At 44.7% G+C, this 21,545-nt stretch carries 7 protein-coding genes and 6 pseudogenes; 4 read left to right on the top strand and 9 right to left on the bottom strand.

Annotated features, from left to right (window positions below):
• The first annotated feature begins 38 nt into the window (after positions 1-38).
• Positions 39-752, top strand: coding sequence for a hypothetical protein (locus tag DXA15_RS05590; protein WP_009860435.1), 714 nt, complete (start codon positions 39-41; stop codon positions 750-752).
• Positions 753-928: 176 nt separating this feature from the next.
• On the opposite strand, the gene DXA15_RS05585 is transcribed toward DXA15_RS05590, so the two are convergent.
• The 6 genes and pseudogenes from DXA15_RS05585 to DXA15_RS05560 form a co-directional block, all read right to left on the bottom strand.
• Entirely contained in the window at positions 929-1,183 is a 255-nt protein-coding gene (locus DXA15_RS05585) for a DUF6722 family protein (RefSeq protein ID WP_128133381.1), read from the bottom strand.
• 70 nt (positions 1,184-1,253) lie between these two features.
• Positions 1,254-2,793: pseudogene (locus DXA15_RS05580) on the bottom strand (sulfatase).
• 29 nt (positions 2,794-2,822) lie between these two features.
• The gene (locus tag DXA15_RS05575; RefSeq protein ID WP_128133380.1) at positions 2,823-4,208 is read right to left on the bottom strand and encodes an alpha-L-fucosidase; all 1,386 of its coding nucleotides are present in this window, start codon (positions 4,206-4,208) and stop codon (positions 2,823-2,825) included.
• An 11-nt stretch (positions 4,209-4,219) separates the two neighbouring features.
• Positions 4,220-5,670, bottom strand: a pseudogene (locus DXA15_RS05570) (sulfatase).
• 104 nt (positions 5,671-5,774) lie between these two features.
• Positions 5,775-7,755 (bottom strand): annotated as a pseudogene (locus DXA15_RS05565) (RagB/SusD family nutrient uptake outer membrane protein).
• 12 nt (positions 7,756-7,767) lie between these two features.
• Positions 7,768-10,947 carry a TonB-dependent receptor gene (locus DXA15_RS05560; RefSeq protein ID WP_128133379.1) on the bottom strand — a complete coding sequence of 1,060 codons (3,180 nt, stop codon included), beginning with the start codon at positions 10,945-10,947 and terminating at the stop codon, positions 7,768-7,770.
• 288 nt (positions 10,948-11,235) lie between these two features.
• Between DXA15_RS05560 and DXA15_RS27890 the strand changes: the two are divergent.
• Positions 11,236-11,400 (top strand): annotated as a pseudogene (locus tag DXA15_RS27890) (two-component regulator propeller domain-containing protein); the annotation flags it as partial.
• A gap of 75 nt (positions 11,401-11,475) precedes the next feature.
• Here DXA15_RS27890 and DXA15_RS05550 read toward each other — a convergent pair.
• Positions 11,476-13,989 carry a two-component regulator propeller domain-containing protein gene (locus tag DXA15_RS05550; RefSeq protein ID WP_233566901.1) on the bottom strand — a complete coding sequence of 838 codons (2,514 nt, stop codon included), beginning with the start codon at positions 13,987-13,989 and terminating at the stop codon, positions 11,476-11,478.
• A gap of 33 nt (positions 13,990-14,022) precedes the next feature.
• Between DXA15_RS05550 and DXA15_RS05545 the strand changes: the two are divergent.
• Both DXA15_RS05545 and DXA15_RS05540 read left to right on the top strand, forming a co-directional pair.
• Positions 14,023-15,270: pseudogene (locus DXA15_RS05545) on the top strand (response regulator); the annotation flags it as partial.
• A 291-nt stretch (positions 15,271-15,561) separates the two neighbouring features.
• The gene (locus DXA15_RS05540; protein ID WP_009860425.1) at positions 15,562-16,110 is read left to right on the top strand and encodes an RNA polymerase sigma-70 factor; all 549 of its coding nucleotides are present in this window, start codon (positions 15,562-15,564) and stop codon (positions 16,108-16,110) included.
• Between the two features lie 64 nt (positions 16,111-16,174).
• Here DXA15_RS05540 and DXA15_RS05535 read toward each other — a convergent pair.
• Both DXA15_RS05535 and DXA15_RS05530 read right to left on the bottom strand, forming a co-directional pair.
• Positions 16,175-18,201 (bottom strand): annotated as a pseudogene (locus DXA15_RS05535) (beta-L-arabinofuranosidase domain-containing protein).
• A 14-nt stretch (positions 18,202-18,215) separates the two neighbouring features.
• Positions 18,216-21,500: a glycosyl hydrolase gene (locus tag DXA15_RS05530; RefSeq protein WP_233566899.1), complete on the bottom strand. Its 3,285-nt coding sequence runs from the start codon at positions 21,498-21,500 to the stop codon at positions 18,216-18,218.
• Between the last annotated feature and the right edge of the window lie 45 nt (positions 21,501-21,545).

The following is a 21,545-nucleotide window of genomic DNA, read 5'->3' as shown; positions in this document are numbered from 1 at the left end:
AGACTCAAGTGGTAGATTAATGTTGTAAAAAGATAGTTATGACGATAAAGCAATTGATACCTTTATTACCCAAGGTGGTAAAATATAACCTGAAGATCATCTTCGCCGGCAAGTTCATCTGGTTCTTGCTGGCGGCATTCGCATTCTTTGCCTATTTCATGTTCCAGGCAGCCTGGAATAGGGCAGAGATCAATGAAGGACTGATCTATAACCTTTTGATGTTCCCTTGTGTCCTGCTGGTATTCTATCCTGCCGTATTCGGCATCCAGAATGATGAGGATAACCGGATACTGGAAATCCTTTTCGGTATCCCTGACTACAAATATAAGGTCTGGGGAGTGCGCCTGTTGATGATTTATGTCGCTATATTTTTTATCCTGGTGGCTTTTTCTTATCTGGCTACATTATTGTTGTATCCGGTCAATCCGTTCGAGATGTCTGTCCAGTTGATGTTCCCCCTTGTCTTTTTCGGGAATCTGGCCTTTATGCTCTCCACCATCACCCGTAGCGGTAACGGCACGGCTGTGTTTACGATTATTCTGGCTATTCTCCTTCTGATAACGAGTGAGATGGAAATAATAGAACGTTCATTTTGGAATATTCTCCTGAATCCTTTTAAAGTACCTGATAACTTCCTGCCGGTAATCTGGGAAGGGTTGATCGTAAAGAACCGTATTTTCCTTTTGATAGGTGGCATTGTGTGGATGATGATCGGGTTGCTGAATTTGCAGAAGAGGGAGAGGTTTATATAAATAATCAGGCACGGATCACATGCGATAATAGATCGTGTGATCCGTGCCTGGAATCTTATTTGCCAGTTAACTATATTTGTCTAGCCAACGTTTGCCTGCTGGAGTTTTAACAAAAATAATAATTCCTATGGCAATCGCACCTAAAAGGAGATATAAAAATATAGCAGGTTCCATATTTATTTCTTTTTATAGGTTAATACTAAAAACCCTGCAATACATAAAAGAATTGCTATACTAACAGCTATTGTTATCACCAAAATCTTATCGGTATTGAGTTGTAAAACGGTAGTAATTACAGCACCTCCGATTACTAGTTTCGATATATCCAATAGATATTTTCCAAACTCTTTGAGAATGTTCGCTTCCTCTTTCTGTAGCTGTTGTACCTGTAGAGGTATGGACATTCTTTTTGTTTTACGCCTGTTCTTCATAGTTAAATAATTTTGTTACAGGCAAAGATAGGATATAATATTGAAAGAGTGCAGGAATAACTGCTAAAAATTATATCTCATCCGGCCAGGGGCAAGGTTTGCCGGTTGCCTTAAACGATGGGCGCTGTGCCTCCATCTTTCGTAACTGTTTGCCCAGGTCTTTGGATAGTTTTTTTATTAAGTCGGGACGGGAAGCGGACAAGTCATTCTTTTCGCCTATATCGTCGGGTATATTGAATAACTCTTTCTTTCCTGTCTCATAATAATAGATTAGTTTCCAGTCACCCTGGCGGATTGTGCAGGTGGCTCCGATACCCGGCCCTGTGTTGCCCCAAAGGTTCGGGAAGTTCCAGTATAGGCTGCGTCCTTTGGAGGGATCGCCGGTATTGGTTAGCAGCGGCATGAAGCTGACGCCGTCTATCGGCTGGATAGTCTCGTATTTCTTTATTTCGGCCATTTCAAGGATGGTCGGGAAGAAGTCTTCGATGATCAGGTATTTGTCGCATTTAGTCTGTGGTTGTACCTTGCCCGGCCAACTGACGATCATCGGTTCACGAACGCCGCCTTCGTAAGCGGAGCCTTTACCGCTGTTTAGCGGGGAGTTCTGGGTATGAGGTTTGCCGTCGCGCCATTCCGGTTCGGCAGCCAGACCGCCGTTGTCGGACATGAAGATGATGATCGTGTTATCCGCCAGCTTGTTCTTCTCCAGATAATCCATGATATCGCCCAGACTTTTGTCCATTCCCTCTATCAAAGCGGCATAAGCGGCTTCTTTCTCTCCCAGCCCTTTGTCGATATATTTCTGATAGAAACGCATATCCTTGTCTATCGGGACATGAATGGCATAATGCGACATGTAAAGGAAGAACGGCTGGTCGTATTGTTGCGCCTTATCCAGTGCTTTGGTCGCTTCCCGTGTCAGAGCTTCCGAGATAAAGATATCCTTTCCCCAGTATTTATCCAGGCCCGGAACGGCGAACCAGGGATTCGGCTTACCGTCTGTCCGGTTACCGAAATTGGCTTCTCCTAAATAACTGGCAAGGCCACCGCCGGCATGTCCGGCAATGTTTACTTCGAATCCGAAATGATACGGGTTCTCTCCCGGTGTATCTACCGCTCCCCAATGGGCTTTTCCGCAATGGATGGTATGATAACCGTTATCTTTCAGTATTTGAGCCATAGAGGTAACCTGGTAAGTATGTTCGATGCCTGCGACCTCACAGATACCGTTTACATTCCAGTCCGGCAATTCCAGCACATCGCTTTGCCGGTCTGTCGATTTGTTTTTGGGGTATGTCCAGTTCGTTACCCGGTGACGGCCTGCATTCATGCCGGTATAGAGGCTGCAACGACTCGGCGAGCTGATACTGAAGCATAAGCCTGGGTAAACATCATACCCTGGCGGGCGAGGCGTTCCATGTTAGGCGTTTCGTATACTTCATTATAATGTGTCTTTTCCTTCCAGAAAGGGAGGGAAGTATCTTGCCAGCCATATCATCTACCAAGAAGAGAATAATATTCGGCCGGTCTTGCGGTTTGGCCGCTTCAGCTTGCCCGGCTGTTCCCAATAACGGAAGTGTTGCCAGTGATAGAAATAGTCTCTTGTTCATACTCGTATCATTTTAGTTCATTTGTTTATTTATTGGACGTTGAAAACACTGAAGTTACGTATATCCGGTTGTGCTACCGATTGAGAGATTGTCAGGCGCAAAGCCGAAGCCTCTACCGTCGGGAATTGCTCGATACGCTTGTGCCCTACTGATTCGCCTTCGCAAACGGTTTGCCATTTGCCGTTTACTTTGGCTTCTATTTTATATTGACGGATACGCTCACCGTTCCGGATGTTCTCCTGGATAATGCAATGATTGACCGGTTGCGCCTTATCCAGTTTTAGTATCAGGCTTTTCTTTTGTCCGGAGGTAGAGGCAAGCGGGGAAGAGAAGCGGCGGTTTATCTCGTCGCCCCATTCTTTCAGTCGTTGTACGTCGCCGGATGGAATCAGGCCTGTTGTATCGGGTGTCAGACCGACAATCAGTGTTGCATTCCTGCCGACCGATTTATAATACATATTCATTAAAGATTCAACCGGGTAAACCGTATTTTCGTCATCCGGCTCCCAGAACCATTCATGCCGTCCGTTCATACCCCGCAAGGGAGTATCTGCCATAGCCGGAACCCAGTATTTTCCATCCTTGTCGCCCTGTTTCAACAGGTCGTTATGGTTTCGGCTCCCTTCCGTATTATTGCTGTGTGAGTAAGGGTAGGGGAAAGAAGACCAGCAGGGATAACCGACCGTACCTGTCTCGGAACCGCCCCAGCGGAAATCCGCCCGGTCTACGTTATGATAGAAAAGGCATTCCGGCTGATACTTGCTGACGATGGGTAATACGTCTGGCCCGTCGCCTTTCGGATCGTCTGCGCCACCGTCAAACCAGATCATAAACAAATCACCGTAGCGGCTGCAAAGTTCTTCAACCATGCGTTCGCAGAAATGCTTATACCATTGTTGACGGTTAGCGGCAAACTCTCCTTCTCCCTGTACCTTGAAATTATGAACGCCAAAAAGTGAGTTCCACCGGATACCGACATAGATCCCCGGCATTATATCGTATTTTCTACATGAATTGACAAAGTCGCGGATGATGTCCCCTTTCCCGTCGCGCCATTTCACGGCTTTCAGGCAATAGGGATTGATATCGCTCTGGTAAATGGCAAAGCCCGTCTCATGGGTGGCCGTCAGGACGGCAAACTTGGCCCCGGCTGCTTTTGCCGCCTGTACCCACTGGTCCGTATTTAGTTGGGTAGGGTTGAAGATATTGTAATCTTCTATCGGTTGGACGCGGTTGTTGCCCTGGCCATATTTGATGCCGTCAAAGACATGGAGGTCATAGTGGAAGACAACGCCCATTTCCGATTCGTGCCATTTCAACTGGTGGGGGGCTGGACGGGGGATATCCGCCTCTTGTCCCGTTGCCGGGAAAATACTTGCTATCAGTAAGATTGCCAGATAAAGATGTGTTTTCATGTGTATATAATTTACAGACAGTTCATAAATGGATCGTTAGTCTTCTTCAGCCAGTCTTTCAGCTGGCTTGTAAATTGTTTTATCAGTGCCGGCTGATCGGGGGCGATGTTGTTTCGCTGGAAGGGGTCCTGCTCGCGGTCGAATAATATCCATTCGTCAGTCCGGCCATTTGTGGCGTGTACCACGAATGTATATTTTTTCGTCCGTAACCCTCTGTATCCGGTCATTAAATTTTCAGGGAGAAGATAATAATAAGGCTGTACGACCTCCTGCGCCTTTTCCTGTGAGAGGATGGAAGCAGACAGATCGAAGGTCTGTACCTCTGCTGGTATCTGTTCTTTGAATCCCATTAATGACAAGAGGGAAGGATACAGATCGGCGAAAGCGATCATCAGGGTCGAATCCCGGCGCGGCGCGATCTTTTCCGGCCAGCTTATCATCATCGGAATGCGCATGGCTTCCTCGTAATAAATATTCTTACCGATATGCTCGTGCATCCCCATGCTGTCTCCATGGTCGGAAGTAAACACCACAATCGTATTCTCGAACAATCCCTGTTCTTTCAACTGGCGGATGATACGGCCGACCTGTTCGTCGACACCTGTCATACAGGCATAATAATCCAACACACTCTTGCGGTAGAAATCTCCCATTTTTGTCCCTTTTGGGGCAATGATAGGAGAGTTACATACTGTTTCGACATCTACGTCGCGGTAGATCTCTTTGTATTTATCAGGAACCAGCTCATATCCGGTATGAGGCGGGTTCATGGATACGACCAAAGCAAAAGGTTTGCCTGTGTCGCGAAACTTATTATCTTGATTGGCGATGTAGTCGATGGCCCGGTCGGTTTCATATTCCGGTCCCCATTGGTCGACGAAATAAAATTCGTCGCGCGAAGCTCCGTATCCCAGTACATGGGTTTCAGATGATAATCGTATGTGCCATAGGCGATCCAGTGACTGAAGCCGTGGCGGCGTTCTTTGGGACACCATTCGTTCCAGGCTATTTTTCCTTTGTTGTTACTGGTTTCAATGTAAGGCTGGTAGGGGGAGTCGAGATGCCATTTACCAATGTATCCCAGTTCATATCCCTGGTCTTTGAGGACATCCGACCAGCAACGGGCCGATTCGGGAAGTTCAACCCCGTAAGGAGCTGTTGCCGAATTACAATTTCCGGTAACTTTACTATGCACAGGATACATTCCTGTCATCAGCATACCACGTGCCGGAGAAGATACCGGATAGCTGCTGACTGCATTGGTGAAGTTAACCCCTTCTGATGCCAATTGATCCAGATGAGGTGTTTTTACGGCCTCTTTACCCAGGCATCCTAAAGCATCTCCGCGCCATTGATCAGCCATAATAAAGATCAGGTTTGGAGAAGACTGTTTCTCTTGTGCTTGTATTCCCATTGCTAATATAGGAAATAGCAATAATGTGTGAGTGATAGTTTTTTTCATGGTGCAGTAAAGTTACATAATTATAGTGGAATACAATATCTTTTTTGAAAGAACAAGACCTCCCAAAGAAAATAAGGAGGTCTTGTTTTATCATGAATAGATCATTAATCGCCTTCAGGAAGACTGCTGGTTTCTATCTTCCATCCCGGATTCTGATAAATTGTAGAGGAAGCATAATCAGTGGAACCCTCTGTCTCTGTTGTCAGTCGGAAATGGTCGAAAGCAATCGGATTCAGATATTTATTCTGGTTCCAATTGTAACCGTTGTAAGCAATATTATTCGTATTGATACGGAAAGGACGAAGATACTGGCTTTCTGATTTTGCAGATACGTTCGCATTTGTATTTCCGGATTCTATCAGATTAACGACCGAAAGAGTGACATCTGCTGCCGGAGTGGGAGTTGGTGTTGTATAACGTGCATAATTTTCACTCCATAAATCGAAACCTTCTACGTGATATCCTTGCATCATATCCAATGCACGCCAACGTTTCAGGTCATTCAGACGAAGTCCTTCAGCAGCAAACTCGATGCGGCGTTCGCGACGAATGTTATAGAGAGTCGTTGATACTAATTCAGAGCCGGAATAACGGGCAAAATCCAATTCTTTACTTAAATCCGTTGCATTTATTGTTTTCTGATAGTCAGTATCCATATTGGCACGTGCACGAAGAGCTCTCCAATACTTTCCACTGTTGGCATCCAGCGAACTGTTTAATTCGTAATCAGCTTCCATATAATTCAGATATGCTTCAGCAGCCCGGAATACGACACAAGCTGTGGTAGAAGGCAACGTCGGACCTTGTGCAGCATCTGTTGTCAGACCCTTTTTTACCGAATAACCGGTAGGGCATTTGTTCTCATTCTGGCCCAGCACGATAGGAGCACGATAATAATAACCATATCCGTTCACAAGATATTCAATATTGCTTCCTCCCTCTGATAATAATTCACCTGGTAAGATGGTATTGTATCCTAAACGTGGGTCACGATCGGCTGCTACGTCTTCATAGGTCTTATCACCTTGATAACCGGAGTTGTTCGCATAGATCGGTAATCCGTTTTCCATCAGGTAAGACTGCATCATACTGCGTGTCCATCCGGTATTTCCACCTCCGTTACGTTGTATATAGCCAACTACAAAATGGTTGACAGCAGGAGTAAGACTTGCATCATAGGCTCTCCATAATAATACCTCAGAAGTGCTACTTAACGATTGGCTGTTGAATAGGGACGGATAATCGCTGGATAACGAATATTTATCGGCAACTATTTGAGCAGCTTCTTTGGCTTCCGTCAGGAGAATCTTATTTCAGAATCGATATCGATTGAAAATCTTTCAGATAATCTTTGTTCGCTCCCGGCCATCCCGGACCACCCGGCACGCGTGCTGTCCCTTTGTGGTATTTTTCCCATGTACCTTCAAATAAGGCTACACGGCTTTTCAAAAGGGCGGCACAATCTTTAGTCAGCCGGTTGGTCATGGGCGGAGTTTCTTTCATGTAATAATAGGCCGAGTCCAAGTCTTGCAGGATGAAACGTGCCACTTCATTGCGCGGACGTCTTTTGCTTGCTTCCCTGACGGTCTCATAATCTTCTGTAATCCAGTTTTTCAATATAGGAAAGTCGCCAAGTGCAACTAGTTTGGTATAGTAGATATATGCACGGAAGAAATACATTTCTCCCAAATAATGTTTATTGTTGGCTTCTGTTCCGTTTAATTCCCCATTCTCCAGGCGGGGACGTACTTTGTCGATGAAATAGTTGACATTACGGATTTTTCCGAAATCCCAGGCTCCTCCGCTTTGCGCTACGCGGGTTTCTCCCTTCACAAATGAACTGTTGGGATTGCTTGCGGCCTGATTGTCACTATTGTTGTCGGTGACAAATACCCCCATATTATATTGTCCGGGTGTATGGGAGGGAAGCTGATCGTAGAGATTAGCCGAATAAGCGGCCAAATCACTTTCTGTCAATAAATATTTGTCGGTGGGTACAGCGTCCAACGGTTCTTTGTCAAGAAAATCGTTACAGGAGCATAAAGCACCAACCAATGTTATGATGTATAATAGATTTTTTTTCATTGTTCTTACATTTTAAAGAGTGATATTTAAACCGAATGAAATAGTTTTAGATAGCGGGTATGTCTTACCATTGCTGAATCCGTTGGCAGCAGTTGCTTCGGGATCGAACATATCGGCTATGCCACTGATAGTGAAAAGATTTTCTGCACTAACATAAATACGGAGCTTTTGGATATTCGCTTTATTCATCCAGGCTCGGGGGAATGTATATCCTATTTGCAGGTTCTTCATACGCATATAAGCTCCGTTTTGTAAATAGCGTGTCTGAGTTTTTTTGTTTCCTTTATCACCCAGATATGCTTTGGGGTAGTAGGAATCGAGATTTGCTCCGAATACGGAAGCTGTGTTCTCCGGACGGAAATAGTCAAGATGTTCACTAAAACCAACCGATTGCCACTCTCCGCCATCAGCCCCCCAAAACATAGGACCGCCTAACCAAATGTCACGTTTCATGACTCCCTGGAAAAACATTTGTACGTCGAAACCTTTCCAGTCTGCTCCCAGGCTCAGGCCGAAGCGGAAGCGAGGCGTATTGTTACCGATTACTTTTAAGTCGCCATGATCTATAGCTGTACTGTTCCCACTGTCGACTATTTTGTCACCGTTCAGGTCGCGATACATAATGTCGCCGGCTCCCCAGGCTGAACCGATTTTACTCTGGTCATTGTTGGCCAGCCATTCGGTCATTTGTTCGTCGGATTTAGCGATACCTTCCGTTTCGTATCCCCAGATTTCTCCGATCGTCATTCCGTCGTAATAAAGCGTATTTCCGTCTGCATCCCAGAGAGCTTTAGAAGCATTGGGGTATGAAATAACTTTAGCGCGATAGTCTGAAAGATTGAATCCGGCATTGTAATTCACTTTTCCTATCTGGTCTCTCCAGTTCAGTTGTATTTCCCATCCTTTATTTTTCAGTTCGGCATTGTTTGTGTTCGGAAGAGAGGTTCCCAATATGGCACCCACTTCGGCTGCCGGTCCGACCATGTCTTTGGTTCTGCGGATAAAATACTCGGCAGTTGCATTCAGGCGGTTGTCCAGCATACCGAGGTCGATACCTATATTAGTATTGTAAATTTTCTCCCAGGTAAGTGTGCTGCTGACCATTCCCGGAACTCCTGCCGTTGTCGGTTTGCCGCCATTCATTAACCAGTTGCCGCCATTAGCCGTTACGCTTTGTGTCAGATAGAACGGATAGTATGAGTCAGTATTCTGGTTTCCTAACATACCCCATGAAACACGCGGTTTCAACGTGTTGATGATGTTACTTATCGGTTCGAAGAACGATTCGCGTGCCACATTCCAGCCTAAAGAGAAAGAAGGGAACACGTTCCAGCGCTGGTCTCTGAGGAAACGGGAAGAACCATCGTAACGAACGTTCATTTCCACCATATACCGGTCCTTATATGAATAGTTGATACGTCCGAAGAATCCGGCAGTCGACCAGTCATTATATTTGGAACTGTTGATTTTGTCCTCCCCGGTAGACGCACTGATTTCCGGAACAAGGCTACTGATCACATCGGGACGTTGGGCGCTTAATTCGCGATAGACATATTCTTCGGTATTCATACCAATCAATGCCTTAAAGTAATGATCTTTCAGCTGTAAAGTATAGTCGGTATAAACGCTTGTCGTATAGAAATTACTGTTCAGGTAAGCAGAGCGTGCGAACGAAGCTCCCGGAGAATAACTTCCGCTGAAAGCCAATGCCAGCGGGTTCCCGTTTACATCGTGTTCATAGATCGGATTCAAGTTCGTTTGTTTGTTCTGATTGATAATTCTCATGCCGGCTTCTGCGTAAATATTCCATCCTTTAAGCGGGTGGACAACGAGTTGTCCCTGCATATAAATATTATCGTTATGGGTCTTGGAGCGTCCGCCGTCTGCCAATTGGTTGAGTTTTCCGTTTCTCATATAATAACCGTTCGGGTCTTTAAAAGGCATCATAGGCCACATACGGGCGATGTCGTGGTAAAGCAGTCCGCCTTCTTCCAGATAAACGGGGTTATCGAGGTCAAAACGCACAAACTTTGTGTTGATATTGAAATCTACATATTTGTTTATCTGTGTATTAACCTTAGCAGTTGCATTGTAACGTTTATAATTATCTTCCCCGTAACGCAGGTTACCATTTTGGTTCAGATAACTACCGGATGCATAATATTGTATTTTTTCCGTACCGCCGCTCAGACTGATATTATGTTCGTTCGACCATGCCCACTGGAAGTGCTTTTTCCACCAGTTTACATTATCATTGGCTTTTTCATGAAAATGCCAGTTGTTACCGTTGGCAATAGTCGTTGCCGCTAATTCTCCGGCCATGTATTTTTGTATGCGACCGATGGTCTCTTCGTCAAAAATGACACTACCTCCCTGATTGATAGATGCTTCATTGAAGAAATTGGCAAAACGGTATGAATCGAGTTGATTGGGGAGGTTGGTCGGACCGGAATAACGGACGTTATTGTTGTAGTTTATTTGCATTTTCCCGGCTTTACCTTTTTTTGTTGTTATCATGATTACGCCGAACGCTGCCCGCGAACCATAGATAGAGGAAGAGGAGGCATCTTTCAATACAGAAATGTTTTCAACATCTTCCGGATTCAGGTTGTTCATGTTTCCTTCCATGCCGTCGATCAGGATAAGTGGCTCGCCTTTGGAACCTTTACCGATCGTTCCCGTACCACGAATATTAACATTCATGTTCTGACCCAATTGTCCTCCCAGGTCGGCGGTGGATAAGTTTAATCCGGGAACTGCCCCTTGTAAAGACTGTGAAACGGAAGTTACCGGCCTGGATGCCAACACCTTCTTATCGACAGTCGCTACAGCTCCGGTCAGATTAACTTTCTTTTGGGTACCGAACCCAACTACTACTACTTCGTCCAGTGCCTGAGTATCTTCACTCAATTCTATTTTTAGACTGGATTGTCCGGTAAGTTTGATCTCCTGTGTAGTGTATCCTATGTAGGAGATCACCAGGATATCATCTTTCGAAGCGTTGATAGCGAATTTTCCGTCCAGGTCGGTAATGGTCCCGTTTGTTGTACCCTTTATTTGAATGGAAGCTCCGATAACGGGTTCATTCAGGTTCTTGTCAATGACAGTACCGCTAATGTTTTGCTGTTGCGCGTATATATGAAATATACTAACCATTAGCAGCACAATTAAAAAAGTGACTCTTTTCTTCATCCTTTTTAGTTTTAAGGTTGTTAATACTAATTTTATTAATCTTTGTAAGCAAAAGTATCTGGTCTGCCTGGAAGGGATAACGCGTGTTTTATTCATTAACGATGGGTGTTTTCTTTATTTTTCTTGTTGAAAAACAGGATACTGGGTGTTTTATTCATGAATAGTCGGCAGATTGTTCATGCATTATATTTATGTTGTTTTTCTTTGTCTTGTTTAGAGGTAATATCCTCCTTTTTTTGTTTCTTTGTATATGTTTGAAATATCTAAATGAGGAGCTTTGTTAATTAGATGATGAGGAAATTTATTGCAGCTATACTATTCTCTATTTTTTATAGTTTTTCCGGTTATGCCTTTTTTGAAAAGGATATCAGGGTGCTTACCATGCAAAACGGACTGGCCGATAATACGGTCTTGTGTATTCATAAAGATATGGATGGTTTTATGTGGTTTGGCACAGATAATGGTTTGAGCCGTTATGATGGAAAAAATATAAAGAATTTCGGTTCGGATGGGCTTTATATGAAAGTTTCAAGTATCCATGAGACCGGAAATAATCTGCTTTGGTTGAATGTGAGCGGGCAACTCTTCTGTTTCGATCGCCGTATGGAGCATTTTGTTTCTATTAATGAAAACGGGAAATTTACCGGAGTCCAAGATGAACTCTGTCTGTTTTATCTCGGCAATATGCTTAAAAGACGTGATAACATTCTTAACCAGCACTGATATATCAACTTCTGACAGTTTTAATTGCACCATTCCGGCTTCTATTTTTTGTACATAGAGTAATTGATTTACCAGGGTAGATAATGAGGTCGCATTATTGTAAACCAATGACAACTTATCATATAGAATTTGTGAAAAGCGTTCCGTCTGCAATAACTCCTGTAAAGGAGAAAGGATCAGTGTCAGAGGCGTACGAAGTTCGTGAGAGACGTTCGTAAAGAAATTACTGCGTTCCCGGTTGATTTGCTTCTCTTTCTCACGTTCCAAATTGGCAACAAACAATTCATGTTTTAACCGTTCCTCATGCCTTAGACGTGCCTGCTCCTTTTTTACACGACGCATCAGATAATATATAATAAAACCGATTGTGATAATAATTAGAAGACGGAACCAAATTGCCTCATACCAATGAGGCAGGATGTTGACATCCATGGATGTCAGGTAACCGCTAGAACCGTCTGCCATAATACTTTGTACCTCAAAAACATATTTTCCTTGAGGTAAGTTTGCATACGAGACCTTTTCACCTTCATTGATTGTCAACCAGTTCGATTGAGCCGGACTTAACCGGTAATTATATTTTTGCAGGTCGTCCGAGTAGGTCAGATTACTGAACATCAATGAAAAGCTATTATTAGCAGCCTTTAATGTTAATCCGTGTGTATAGGGAATACCTTGTTTCAAAATGACTTGATTATTTATCTTTTGCCCGATTTCAACTGGTTTATTATCTACTTCCAATTGAGTTATGACTACTTTGCCGGGAATAAAGTGGTTGTTCATTGCTTCATTCGGGAGGAAATAGGTTATGTTTTTATTATTCCCCCAAAACAGAAAATCCTTATAAAACATGACTGAGCGGTTGTTTCCGGATATATAGTAATTATAGAACAATTTCTGATGTCTGCTGTAGTTACAAACACTGGAAGCGGAACCCAGCCAAATACGGCCTTCCTCGTCTTCGCAAATACAACCTATGTAATTACTGCTTAACCCATTATGAGTTGTGTAAAAATTCTCGATTGAATCAGACTGAATATCCATTACTCCAAAACCGTCGGAATAACCGATATATAGCTTTCCGTCTGAAGCGGCATAAAGGGAACGTATATCCCTGACTGGAACATTGGCTGTTTTTTCATAGTCCGATCGAATAGGTTGACCATCCAAAGAACACTTTACTAAGCCGTATGACAATCCTAACAAGAGGTATTTACCGGGTACTTCTACCATTGCCCGTATGGTTCCGGAACCGACAGGGTAATAGGTAAAATCTTTTGTTTGGCGATCAAACAACAATAACCCGTTAGTGGTTCCCACCCATAAACGATTTTGATTATCAATCAATAAAGACCAGATGGAACCGGACCATTCAGGTTTGTTTTTAATGCGGACAGGATAAACGGTAAAGGTTTTATTTTCAGAATCATACTGAATTAGTTCGGACTGGCCGTTTCCGAACCATAAGTTTCCTTTTTTATCGTTGAGCACACATAAAACAGTATTGCTCGAGCCGGCAGGGACCGATTCAAACTCCAAACGGCTTTGAGGATTAAAAGGTTCCGTACTTCTCAAAATTCCCTTATGGAAAGTGGCAAGCCAGATATATTCATTCTTATCCATCGCCATTTCACATATTTCATTATGCGTTTCCTGATGAAAGCGCTGATAAAATTGTTTCCTTAAATCGGAGGCATACACTCCTCCGCCTTGTGTTCCGATCCAGATGATACCTTCCGTATCGTAATAAGCGGAGATCATCCGGGTCTCCAGGTTACGATGAAGTTGAGACGCAGTGTTGTTATAGACCTCTGTTGTATAACGGGTAGGGTCTTCTTTATCAGGAATAAAAACTGTGTAACCATTCCATGTAGCAGCTAAATACCGTCCGTCTCCCAAAGAAACCATCTGATAAATATCTCCGTGGGAAAGAGTTTTTTCCGTATCCTCCGGTTTATAGGTATATTGAGTATAGACACCTGTCTTCGGATTGTAACAAATCGCTCCGTTGGCCCAGGTTCCAATCCAGACAGAACCGTCGGAATAGAGAAGGCGGTGAACATGAATTTTATTGACTCTCGGTAAATCACCCCGGCTTGTCATTTGATGTTTTTGGGGATCGAAAGTGACTATATTTCCCCAATCGGTCGCAATATAAATAATTCCGTCAGGGGATTGGCACATGGCCATATAGTTTGTATTGTTCCCGGCCAATCCTGTAAACTCCATTTCTACTTTTAAGTCCACTTTGTCTATATTCCCCATTTTATCCGTTTGATAAGCGACTGAAACAAGCGAAAGTACATCAGTGGATATCATCCAAAAACTCGTATCATTTTGCATGAGTACATCTTGAACTTTGGCATTCAATCTCTTTATCTCTGGATTGATATCTCAAAAATAGAATCAGCCTTGAAGAACCTCCTTTCGAATGCGCTCAAATATACCCCGAAGGGCGGAAAGATAAGGGTTACGATCGAGGAGAAGGAGGTAGACGGGAAAATGTTCTGTTTATTATCCGTTGCAGACAATGGGCCCGGCATCGCTGAAAATTTGCAGGGACGCATCTTTGAATCCTTTATAACGGGCGAAAATGATCCCTCATTTTCTACCAAGGTGGGTATCGGCCTGCGTATCGTTAAAAACACGATGGACCTCCATCATGGGAAAGTATTGCTGAACAGTGTTCCCGGCAAAGGCTCCGAGTTTATCCTTTATCTTCCGTTGGGGCGCGAGCATTTTAAAGAAGATGTATATCAACTGGTTGAGGATACCCGTGATGAACAGAAGGAGGAAGCATTCATTGCCCCGGAAAAGGTTCGTGAAGAGACATCCCCCGAATCAGGCAAGAAATTGCTGGTCATTGAAGATAACGATGAGATAAGACATTATATCCATACTCTATTCGAGAAGAAATACCGTGTTCTGGAAGCCCGGGACGGTGAAGAGGGCGTGCGGACCGCCCGTGAAGAGATCCCTGACCTGATCATTTCGGATATAATGATGCCGGTCAAAGACGGTTTTACCTGTTGCCAGGAGATCAGGCAGGAGTTGCAGACGGCCCATATCCCGATCATCATGCTGACAGCCAAAGCTGAGGAGGAGGATTTGCTGAAAAGTACCCGGATCGGTGTGGACGACTATATCATGAAGCCTTTCAACCCCGAAGTGCTCAAAGCCAAGGCAGAGAACCTGATCCGCATGCGTGAGCAGTTGAAACGCATCTATACGAAAACCCTGATGCTGAAACATACGGTAGAGAAGCCGGAGGAAGAAGAGCAAGCCGGGCTTTTCATGCAGCAGGTGATCAGTATCGTCGAAGCCAACCTGACGAACCCGGACTTCAGTGCCAAAAGTCTGGCAGGCCTGTTGAATCTTAGCCAGCCTACCTTATACCGTAAGATGAAGCAGTTGAGTAACCTGTCGATTATCGAAGTGATCCGCAGTATCCGTATCAGCAAGGCTGCTTCCCTGATCATGCAGAAGAAATATTCTGTTCAGGAGGTGGCTGAAATGGTCGGTTATAACGATATAAATACATTCCGCAAGCACTTCACGAATCAGTTTGGTGTATCGCCTTCCCGTTATAATGCTTTATAGTCTCCGTTACCCTTGGGATAGAGCCGGTTACAAGGGAGAGACTGCCGTTAACCCGGCGTATCGTTTCCCTTGCCATTACATTCTCTTTGCATATCACAGCTGTGAAACAAAAGAAATCCATCTGTGAAACAAACGGAATCCAACTGTGATATGAAAGGAATGCAGTTGTGATAAGCAATAGGAATATTAAAAAAGAATTATTGCCAATGGGTGTTGACTATTATGGAATAAATCTTATTTTTGTATGGTATTGAGATAAATGGAGTGAGCCTTCTTTATATTCTACAGGAGATGAGTAATATAAGTTTCAGCGATATATATACAAACTACTACAAACGTTCGTTTTTGTTTGTGAAGTCATATGTCAGAGATGACATGGCGGCAGAGGATATTGTATCTGAATCTTTGATTAATTTGTGGGAGACCAGTAAAAAGGAGAAAGTTGAATATCCACTGGCACTGCTTGTCCAGATGTTGAAAAACGGTTCCCTGAACTATTTGAAGCATCAGGACGTGAAACAGGCTGTCTCTGAATCCATCTCTTCTAAAATGGACCGTGACCTGTATTATCGCATCTCGACTTTACAAGCTTGTGACCTGGAAGAAATATTCTCGTCAGAAATAACCCGTATCGTCAATGATACCTTACAGGCTTTGCCCGAACAGACCCGCCGCGTTTTTGAAATGAGCCGTTACGAATGCCGTACGGTCAAGGAAATATCGGAAGAATTGTCTATAAGCCCAAAAGGGGTCGAATATCATATAACCAGATCGTTAAAGGTTTTGAGGGTCGCTTTGAAAGATTATCTGCCTGTTTTCTATCTCTTGTTTCTAAGATAACAGATTGTTGTTATCTGATAGTATACATCCGATAAAACAATCTGCTAACTCAACTATTCCGCTACTATCTTACCAGCGGAAATTCAGAAATCCTGAGAGTCGTACATCCGAAAGGATGAGTGTGATCTCTTCTACAGGCTGTTTGCTTCTCCCTGTAGAGAAAGGTAACGGACCGGCCATTTCGTTGTACAATTGCCAGGAAGTTATTTCTTTCGCTTTTACTTTGATCCAGATGGGGGCATTCTCTACATTCCAGAAATAATTGCCGGCCTGCTTGCTCTTGTCGATCGTTACCTGGAAATTCTCCTGCATATTATCAGGATCGAAAGCAACTATGCCATAATTCCATTTGGTTGGTGAAGTCACTTCATAATAAGACTTTCCGAACTGGGTAACTTCATCTCCCTTAAATTCTTTCTTTTCCCATTTCTCATCCATTTTCAGGGCATATACCAATGGTCCGCGTTCAACGGCAACAGAGTTCTCATACCATTTGCTTGTTGAAACCTCCATGGGCAAATGTAAAAGAACCTGGTCTCCACTTTTCCATGTCCGCCGTATGATAGCCACGCTGTTTCCTTTGGCCGTTGATTCCGGGACGCCGTTGACTGTCACGGTTGCTTCCTTGCACCATCCGGGAATACGCAAATGGAGCGGAAATGCTATTTCTTTCGTTTTGTTAAGTAGCCGGACTGTCAGTTGGATTTTATCGTCCATCGGGTAACAGGTTTCTTCCGTAATTTTAATTTTACATCCGTTACCCACTTTTGCTGTTACTTCAGAAGGCGAGTAGGCCAATGCGGCAATACCGTTATCCGGGGTTGCATACCAAAGGCTTTGGGTGAACTTGGGCCATCCCTGGTGCATATTGGAGAAACAGCATGGATATCCGGTCCGTGTCCCGTATATAATATCTGTTTCTGCATGATTGGCATCTTCATAGAAATTGTGGGCGTGGCGGGTTATCATGACCTGGTTGGCTTGCTGGAAATATTGTTTGTTTATAAAGTCATCAGTGACCTGGGTCGGGAGGGCATTGAAGGCGATCCGTTCCAGATGATCTGTAAAAGCCAGGTCCCCTGTTATTTCCATAATCTTTTCCAGTGAATACATTAATTCGACGGCAGAACACAGTTCGGAACCTTGCGTAGGATTATTACCGTGTAATCCTTCGTCTCCGCCATACATCCCCTGCGGTTGGCCGTTGTATTGCCGGATATCGGCAAATCCTTTCTTTACGGCATCCAGGTATTTTTTGTCAGGATCTTGTTGATAGTAAATAACCGGCTCTTTGATACCTTGGGCCAGATTGACACAATGGATGGTGTTGAAGCGGGTCAGGTCATCCCGGTTGAGGAACATGTCGACGAAGTCATAGCTCTGTTTATGTAATAAATGACCTAAATCGAGTAGGAAGGCATCTCCGGTTATGTTGTAAAGCCAGTATACGGCCTGGAGATTGTCGCAGGCACGGTATTCAGCCCAGAAAGTCCAGTTTCCCAGCGGGGTGGACGGAAGGGTTTTCAGCTGGTAGCGGAAATACCGGGTCATAAAGTCTGTCACCCGCTTATCTCCGGTTGCCGAATAATATTGCTGCATGATCTTCAACAGAACCATTCGGGGCCACCAGTCGGCAGAGTTGTCCCGTTGAAGTCCGGGTTCTGGCGCATAGTCTTTGGCCGGTCCGAAGAAACCGTCCTCACGCTGGCTCTTCAAAGCCCATTCTATCCAGGGTTGTACCTTTTGTTTCAGTTCTTTATCATCGAGGATATAAGCCAGGGGCAACAATCCGTCTATCCAGTAAGGACCTCTTTCCCATTGGTCGCCGTCGCCTCCCAGCCATCCGTTACGTGCCCCCATTACTTCCGGATACAGGATGTCCATCTGGCTGGATGCCCCTTTTTTCTGCCGTTCCAGCATTTCAAGGAGCCAGCCTTTAGGTTTGATACTGCCTAACGGTAGTTCTATATAAGGTTTTCTTATAAGCGGATAGCGGTTATTGGGATAATCCGGATTATCGGCCTTCCCTGAAAAGGGAAGGCTATTCAATGCTGCTGCAATTAATAAGGATAGAATGACTTTATGTTTCATGACTCATTGTTTGTTTATTTTTCAATTGAAAGGGTTACCGGTCCCATAAGGCCGCTTTCTCTCAAGGGTTCATTCTTATCCGGCCATCTTAACACCCATGTCTTCCGGTTACTTTCCGGCTGTCCTGCGTCATAGACAAGACGGTTGAGCCAGGTGCTGGTTACTTTTACCTGAAGTGTGTTTTTTCCGGGACGAACGGCTTTTGTTACATCGGCTTTGTAAGGTGTGGTCCAGACTGTCCGGACAGGTTCGCCGTTGATGATTATTTCTGCAATCATATCCACTTTTCCCAGATCAAGAATAAACCGGTTGCCGGATGTATTATCTATATTGAAGGTCGAAGAATATTCGACTGTTCCGGAAAATGCTTTCGCTTCTGTTGAAGTATCCAGATCTTTCCACGGTTTCAGTTCAAATATCTGAAGAGATGCAGGTGCTCCCCAGCCGTCCGGGAATTTGAGTTCCCATGGCTGGCTGAGAGGAATCGTTGCTATGACTTGCTTTTCCACAGCACTTTTTGCAGGTATTTCGGGGTTGTCTTTGCGGAATACGACAAAATAAGATCCGGCCTGGGGTAAACTGATCTTTACAGATGTCCGGTCTCCCTTTTTTTCATATATGGCAGGAAGAACATCTCCTGTCAGAGGGTCCCATATCTCGGCATGTCCGCTATTTCGGAAATCCAACTCTCCCTGAAAACTTTTGTCTTTCGGTACTGTAACAAAATACCAGTCGGCATTCTCTGTCTTTCTGTGCAGCCACAGGGGACCTGAACCTTTTACATCCGGGGCGATATCCAGTTGTTCCAAAGCATCAGCCAAAGTTATACCGGAAATGATACGGCCTTTTCCTATCTGCCGGATACCTGTTTCCGACGCATTTCCCCATATTTTCTTTATGGTCCTGTCGAATCTTTTCTGTGCATCTTTTCCTCCTGAAAGTGTGGCAAGTCCGGATGGCACTTCTCCGACGACAGTCGCTCCTTCATAAATGAGTTCATATAATTTTTCGACTGTCTCCGGGCGCATGCGCGGTACCTCCGGTAGCCAGAGGAGACGGTAACGTAAACCTTCCGGAGTCACCAGGTCACCGTTGTTTACGGAAAGCCGGTTCAACAGTACATCCGGATTGCAATAGTCATATTTGAATCCTTCCGGGAACGGTGCTTTCTGGTCTGGTTTATGATCGGTCTCGTCTCCCAGATACCAAAGCACATCGGAGACTGGTTTCCCTCTTTCCAACAGATAGTTGCATCGGGCTAAATAAGTCGTAAACTCAGGCATGTATTTCCACCAGGTCTGTCCGCGTAAGAACGGTGTACCGATGCCTGCTCCGGAGAAAGAAGTTCCGGGAGGGGGAAAACCTACTTGCGGATTATGTGTATATGTATGGAATACCAGGTGGGTAACTCCTTCCGTAGAATTGACATTGGCTACTTCTTTCAGCATTTGCCAATGTTCGTCCCAGGTATGGCTAAAGGAAGTGAATGCTTCTGCCGCAACGCGGGGTTTCCCATATATGCGGGTTGCGGAGGCCGCCGGTTTGATCGGTTTGAAATTGATTGAACCTACGAAATTCTCCGTCATCGGTTGCCAGAACTCGCACATAGGGACATCGGCAAATTTGTAATATTCCAGGATATCCGTGGGGAAACCGTCGCCGGCACTGGTCTCGTATGTCAGGGAGAGATTATTCTCTTTGGCCAGCCTGGCTATATTCCCATAAAAGTTATTGACAAAAAGAGTATTGAGTACCCTGCGCCAATCGCATAAAAAGCGAAAAGTGGTTTCTTGATCTTCCACTATATAGCCGAAGAGTGCCGGAATCCATTTTTTCAGCGGATAACCTGTGATTTGTTCAAACTCTTTGTCGAGTCCGGCTGTCCAGGTCTGTGTGTAACACTCCCAGCTATCCATTAACAAGCCGTTGAGCAACCCTCCGGCTAAAGGACCGTTTTCTCCCGAGAGCCGTCCGATATATCCGGCGAACTGTGCACTGGAACCTTCTACGGAGAGTTTGTTGCATTCCCATCCTGTACCTTCCGGTGGTGCTGGAGAATTACGTCGTCCGGTATTCACATGGCCGATGCGTAAAACAGTCCATTTCCCTTTCGGTGCTTTCCATTTCAGATTGCCTTGTGCATCCATAAAGGTGGTTATATCCTTGATTTGTTTCGCATTCAGGTAGGTTTCCGGGTCATGCTGTTTCAGATCGCCTGTCCGTTCGATGCTTCTTGATACCCATGCGGCCTGTGACTCCCAACTGTTTTTGCGGGCAGCAGTGAATAAACGTAACGATTTAAGGGTGATATTGTGTCGGTTAATGAGGGTGATACGATATTTCTTTGCCCCTTTTGTCTCTGCACAGGCTAAAGAGATAGGGTAATTATCTTGTGTATTGCTCTGGGGAAGGTTTGTATTCAGAACTTCCCAGGTTGTTCCGTCAGGTAGACAGGCCTCCAGCTTCACACGCATATCAGGCTCAAAGCACCACGGGTGGTTCATTTCGTTACTGGAAGGAAGTTCCAGTGTACGGATAATCTCGTTTTCCGGGAATTCGACTTCGATCCAGTACGGGTTCTCGGCAGTAGTTGCGGTGAGCTGTACCGGGTTTTCACTTTTTTCCTGCCATAAATGTTCCCATGCCGCCTCTTTATTGCTTTTGAACGAGACTGGTATCAATGGCTTTCCGTCATCATCCACGGGCGTTGGGAATGCTATTACCATTAAGTCTTCATAATCCCTCCAATCTTCTTCACTGGGCTGGGGGAGAGGTAACTTTTGCATTATCTCATCCGAGTTCCCCTCTATGTCCGTGCGGCTCCAGGCCAGATGGCGCATGGCATTAGACGGTTTTATCCAGGGACCGCCCGCCATTGCCCATCCCGGGCAATTCTGCATTGTGAACCGTAACCCTAAACGCCGGCATTCTTCTGCCGTATGTTTCACCATTCCATCCCATAGCGGACTAAGGCAGGCTATTTGCGGATCGACCCCCGGCCAGGGGCCGCCGAACTGTCCGTGAAACAGATGTATCCCGGAGAATCCGGCATCCGCAATTGCTTCTAAGTCAGCAGTAATACCTTTGATGGATACGTTACCCCCGATGTAGTGGAACCAGGTTTCGGGGTAGAAGACTTTGGGCGGTGATTTAAATTTATCTGCGTCCGCATTCTCAAAAGGACTATATAGTTCTTTATCAGACGGCACGACCGGCACCTGTGCATTTGCAAATAAAATATTTGCAAAAAGCCCTGTTATGAAGCAGGACAATAGAATGAGCGAATCCGTATGTTTCATGATATAAAGAATTGAGTTTGTAAATTTAGAAGAATTTAAACGATG

The sequence above is a fragment of the Parabacteroides sp. AM58-2XD genome, from assembly GCF_003463685.1.
GTDB lineage: Bacteria > Bacteroidota > Bacteroidia > Bacteroidales > Tannerellaceae > Parabacteroides > Parabacteroides segnis.
Note: the sequence above shows the minus strand (reverse complement) of the source record. Positions and strands in the feature narration are given on the sequence as shown.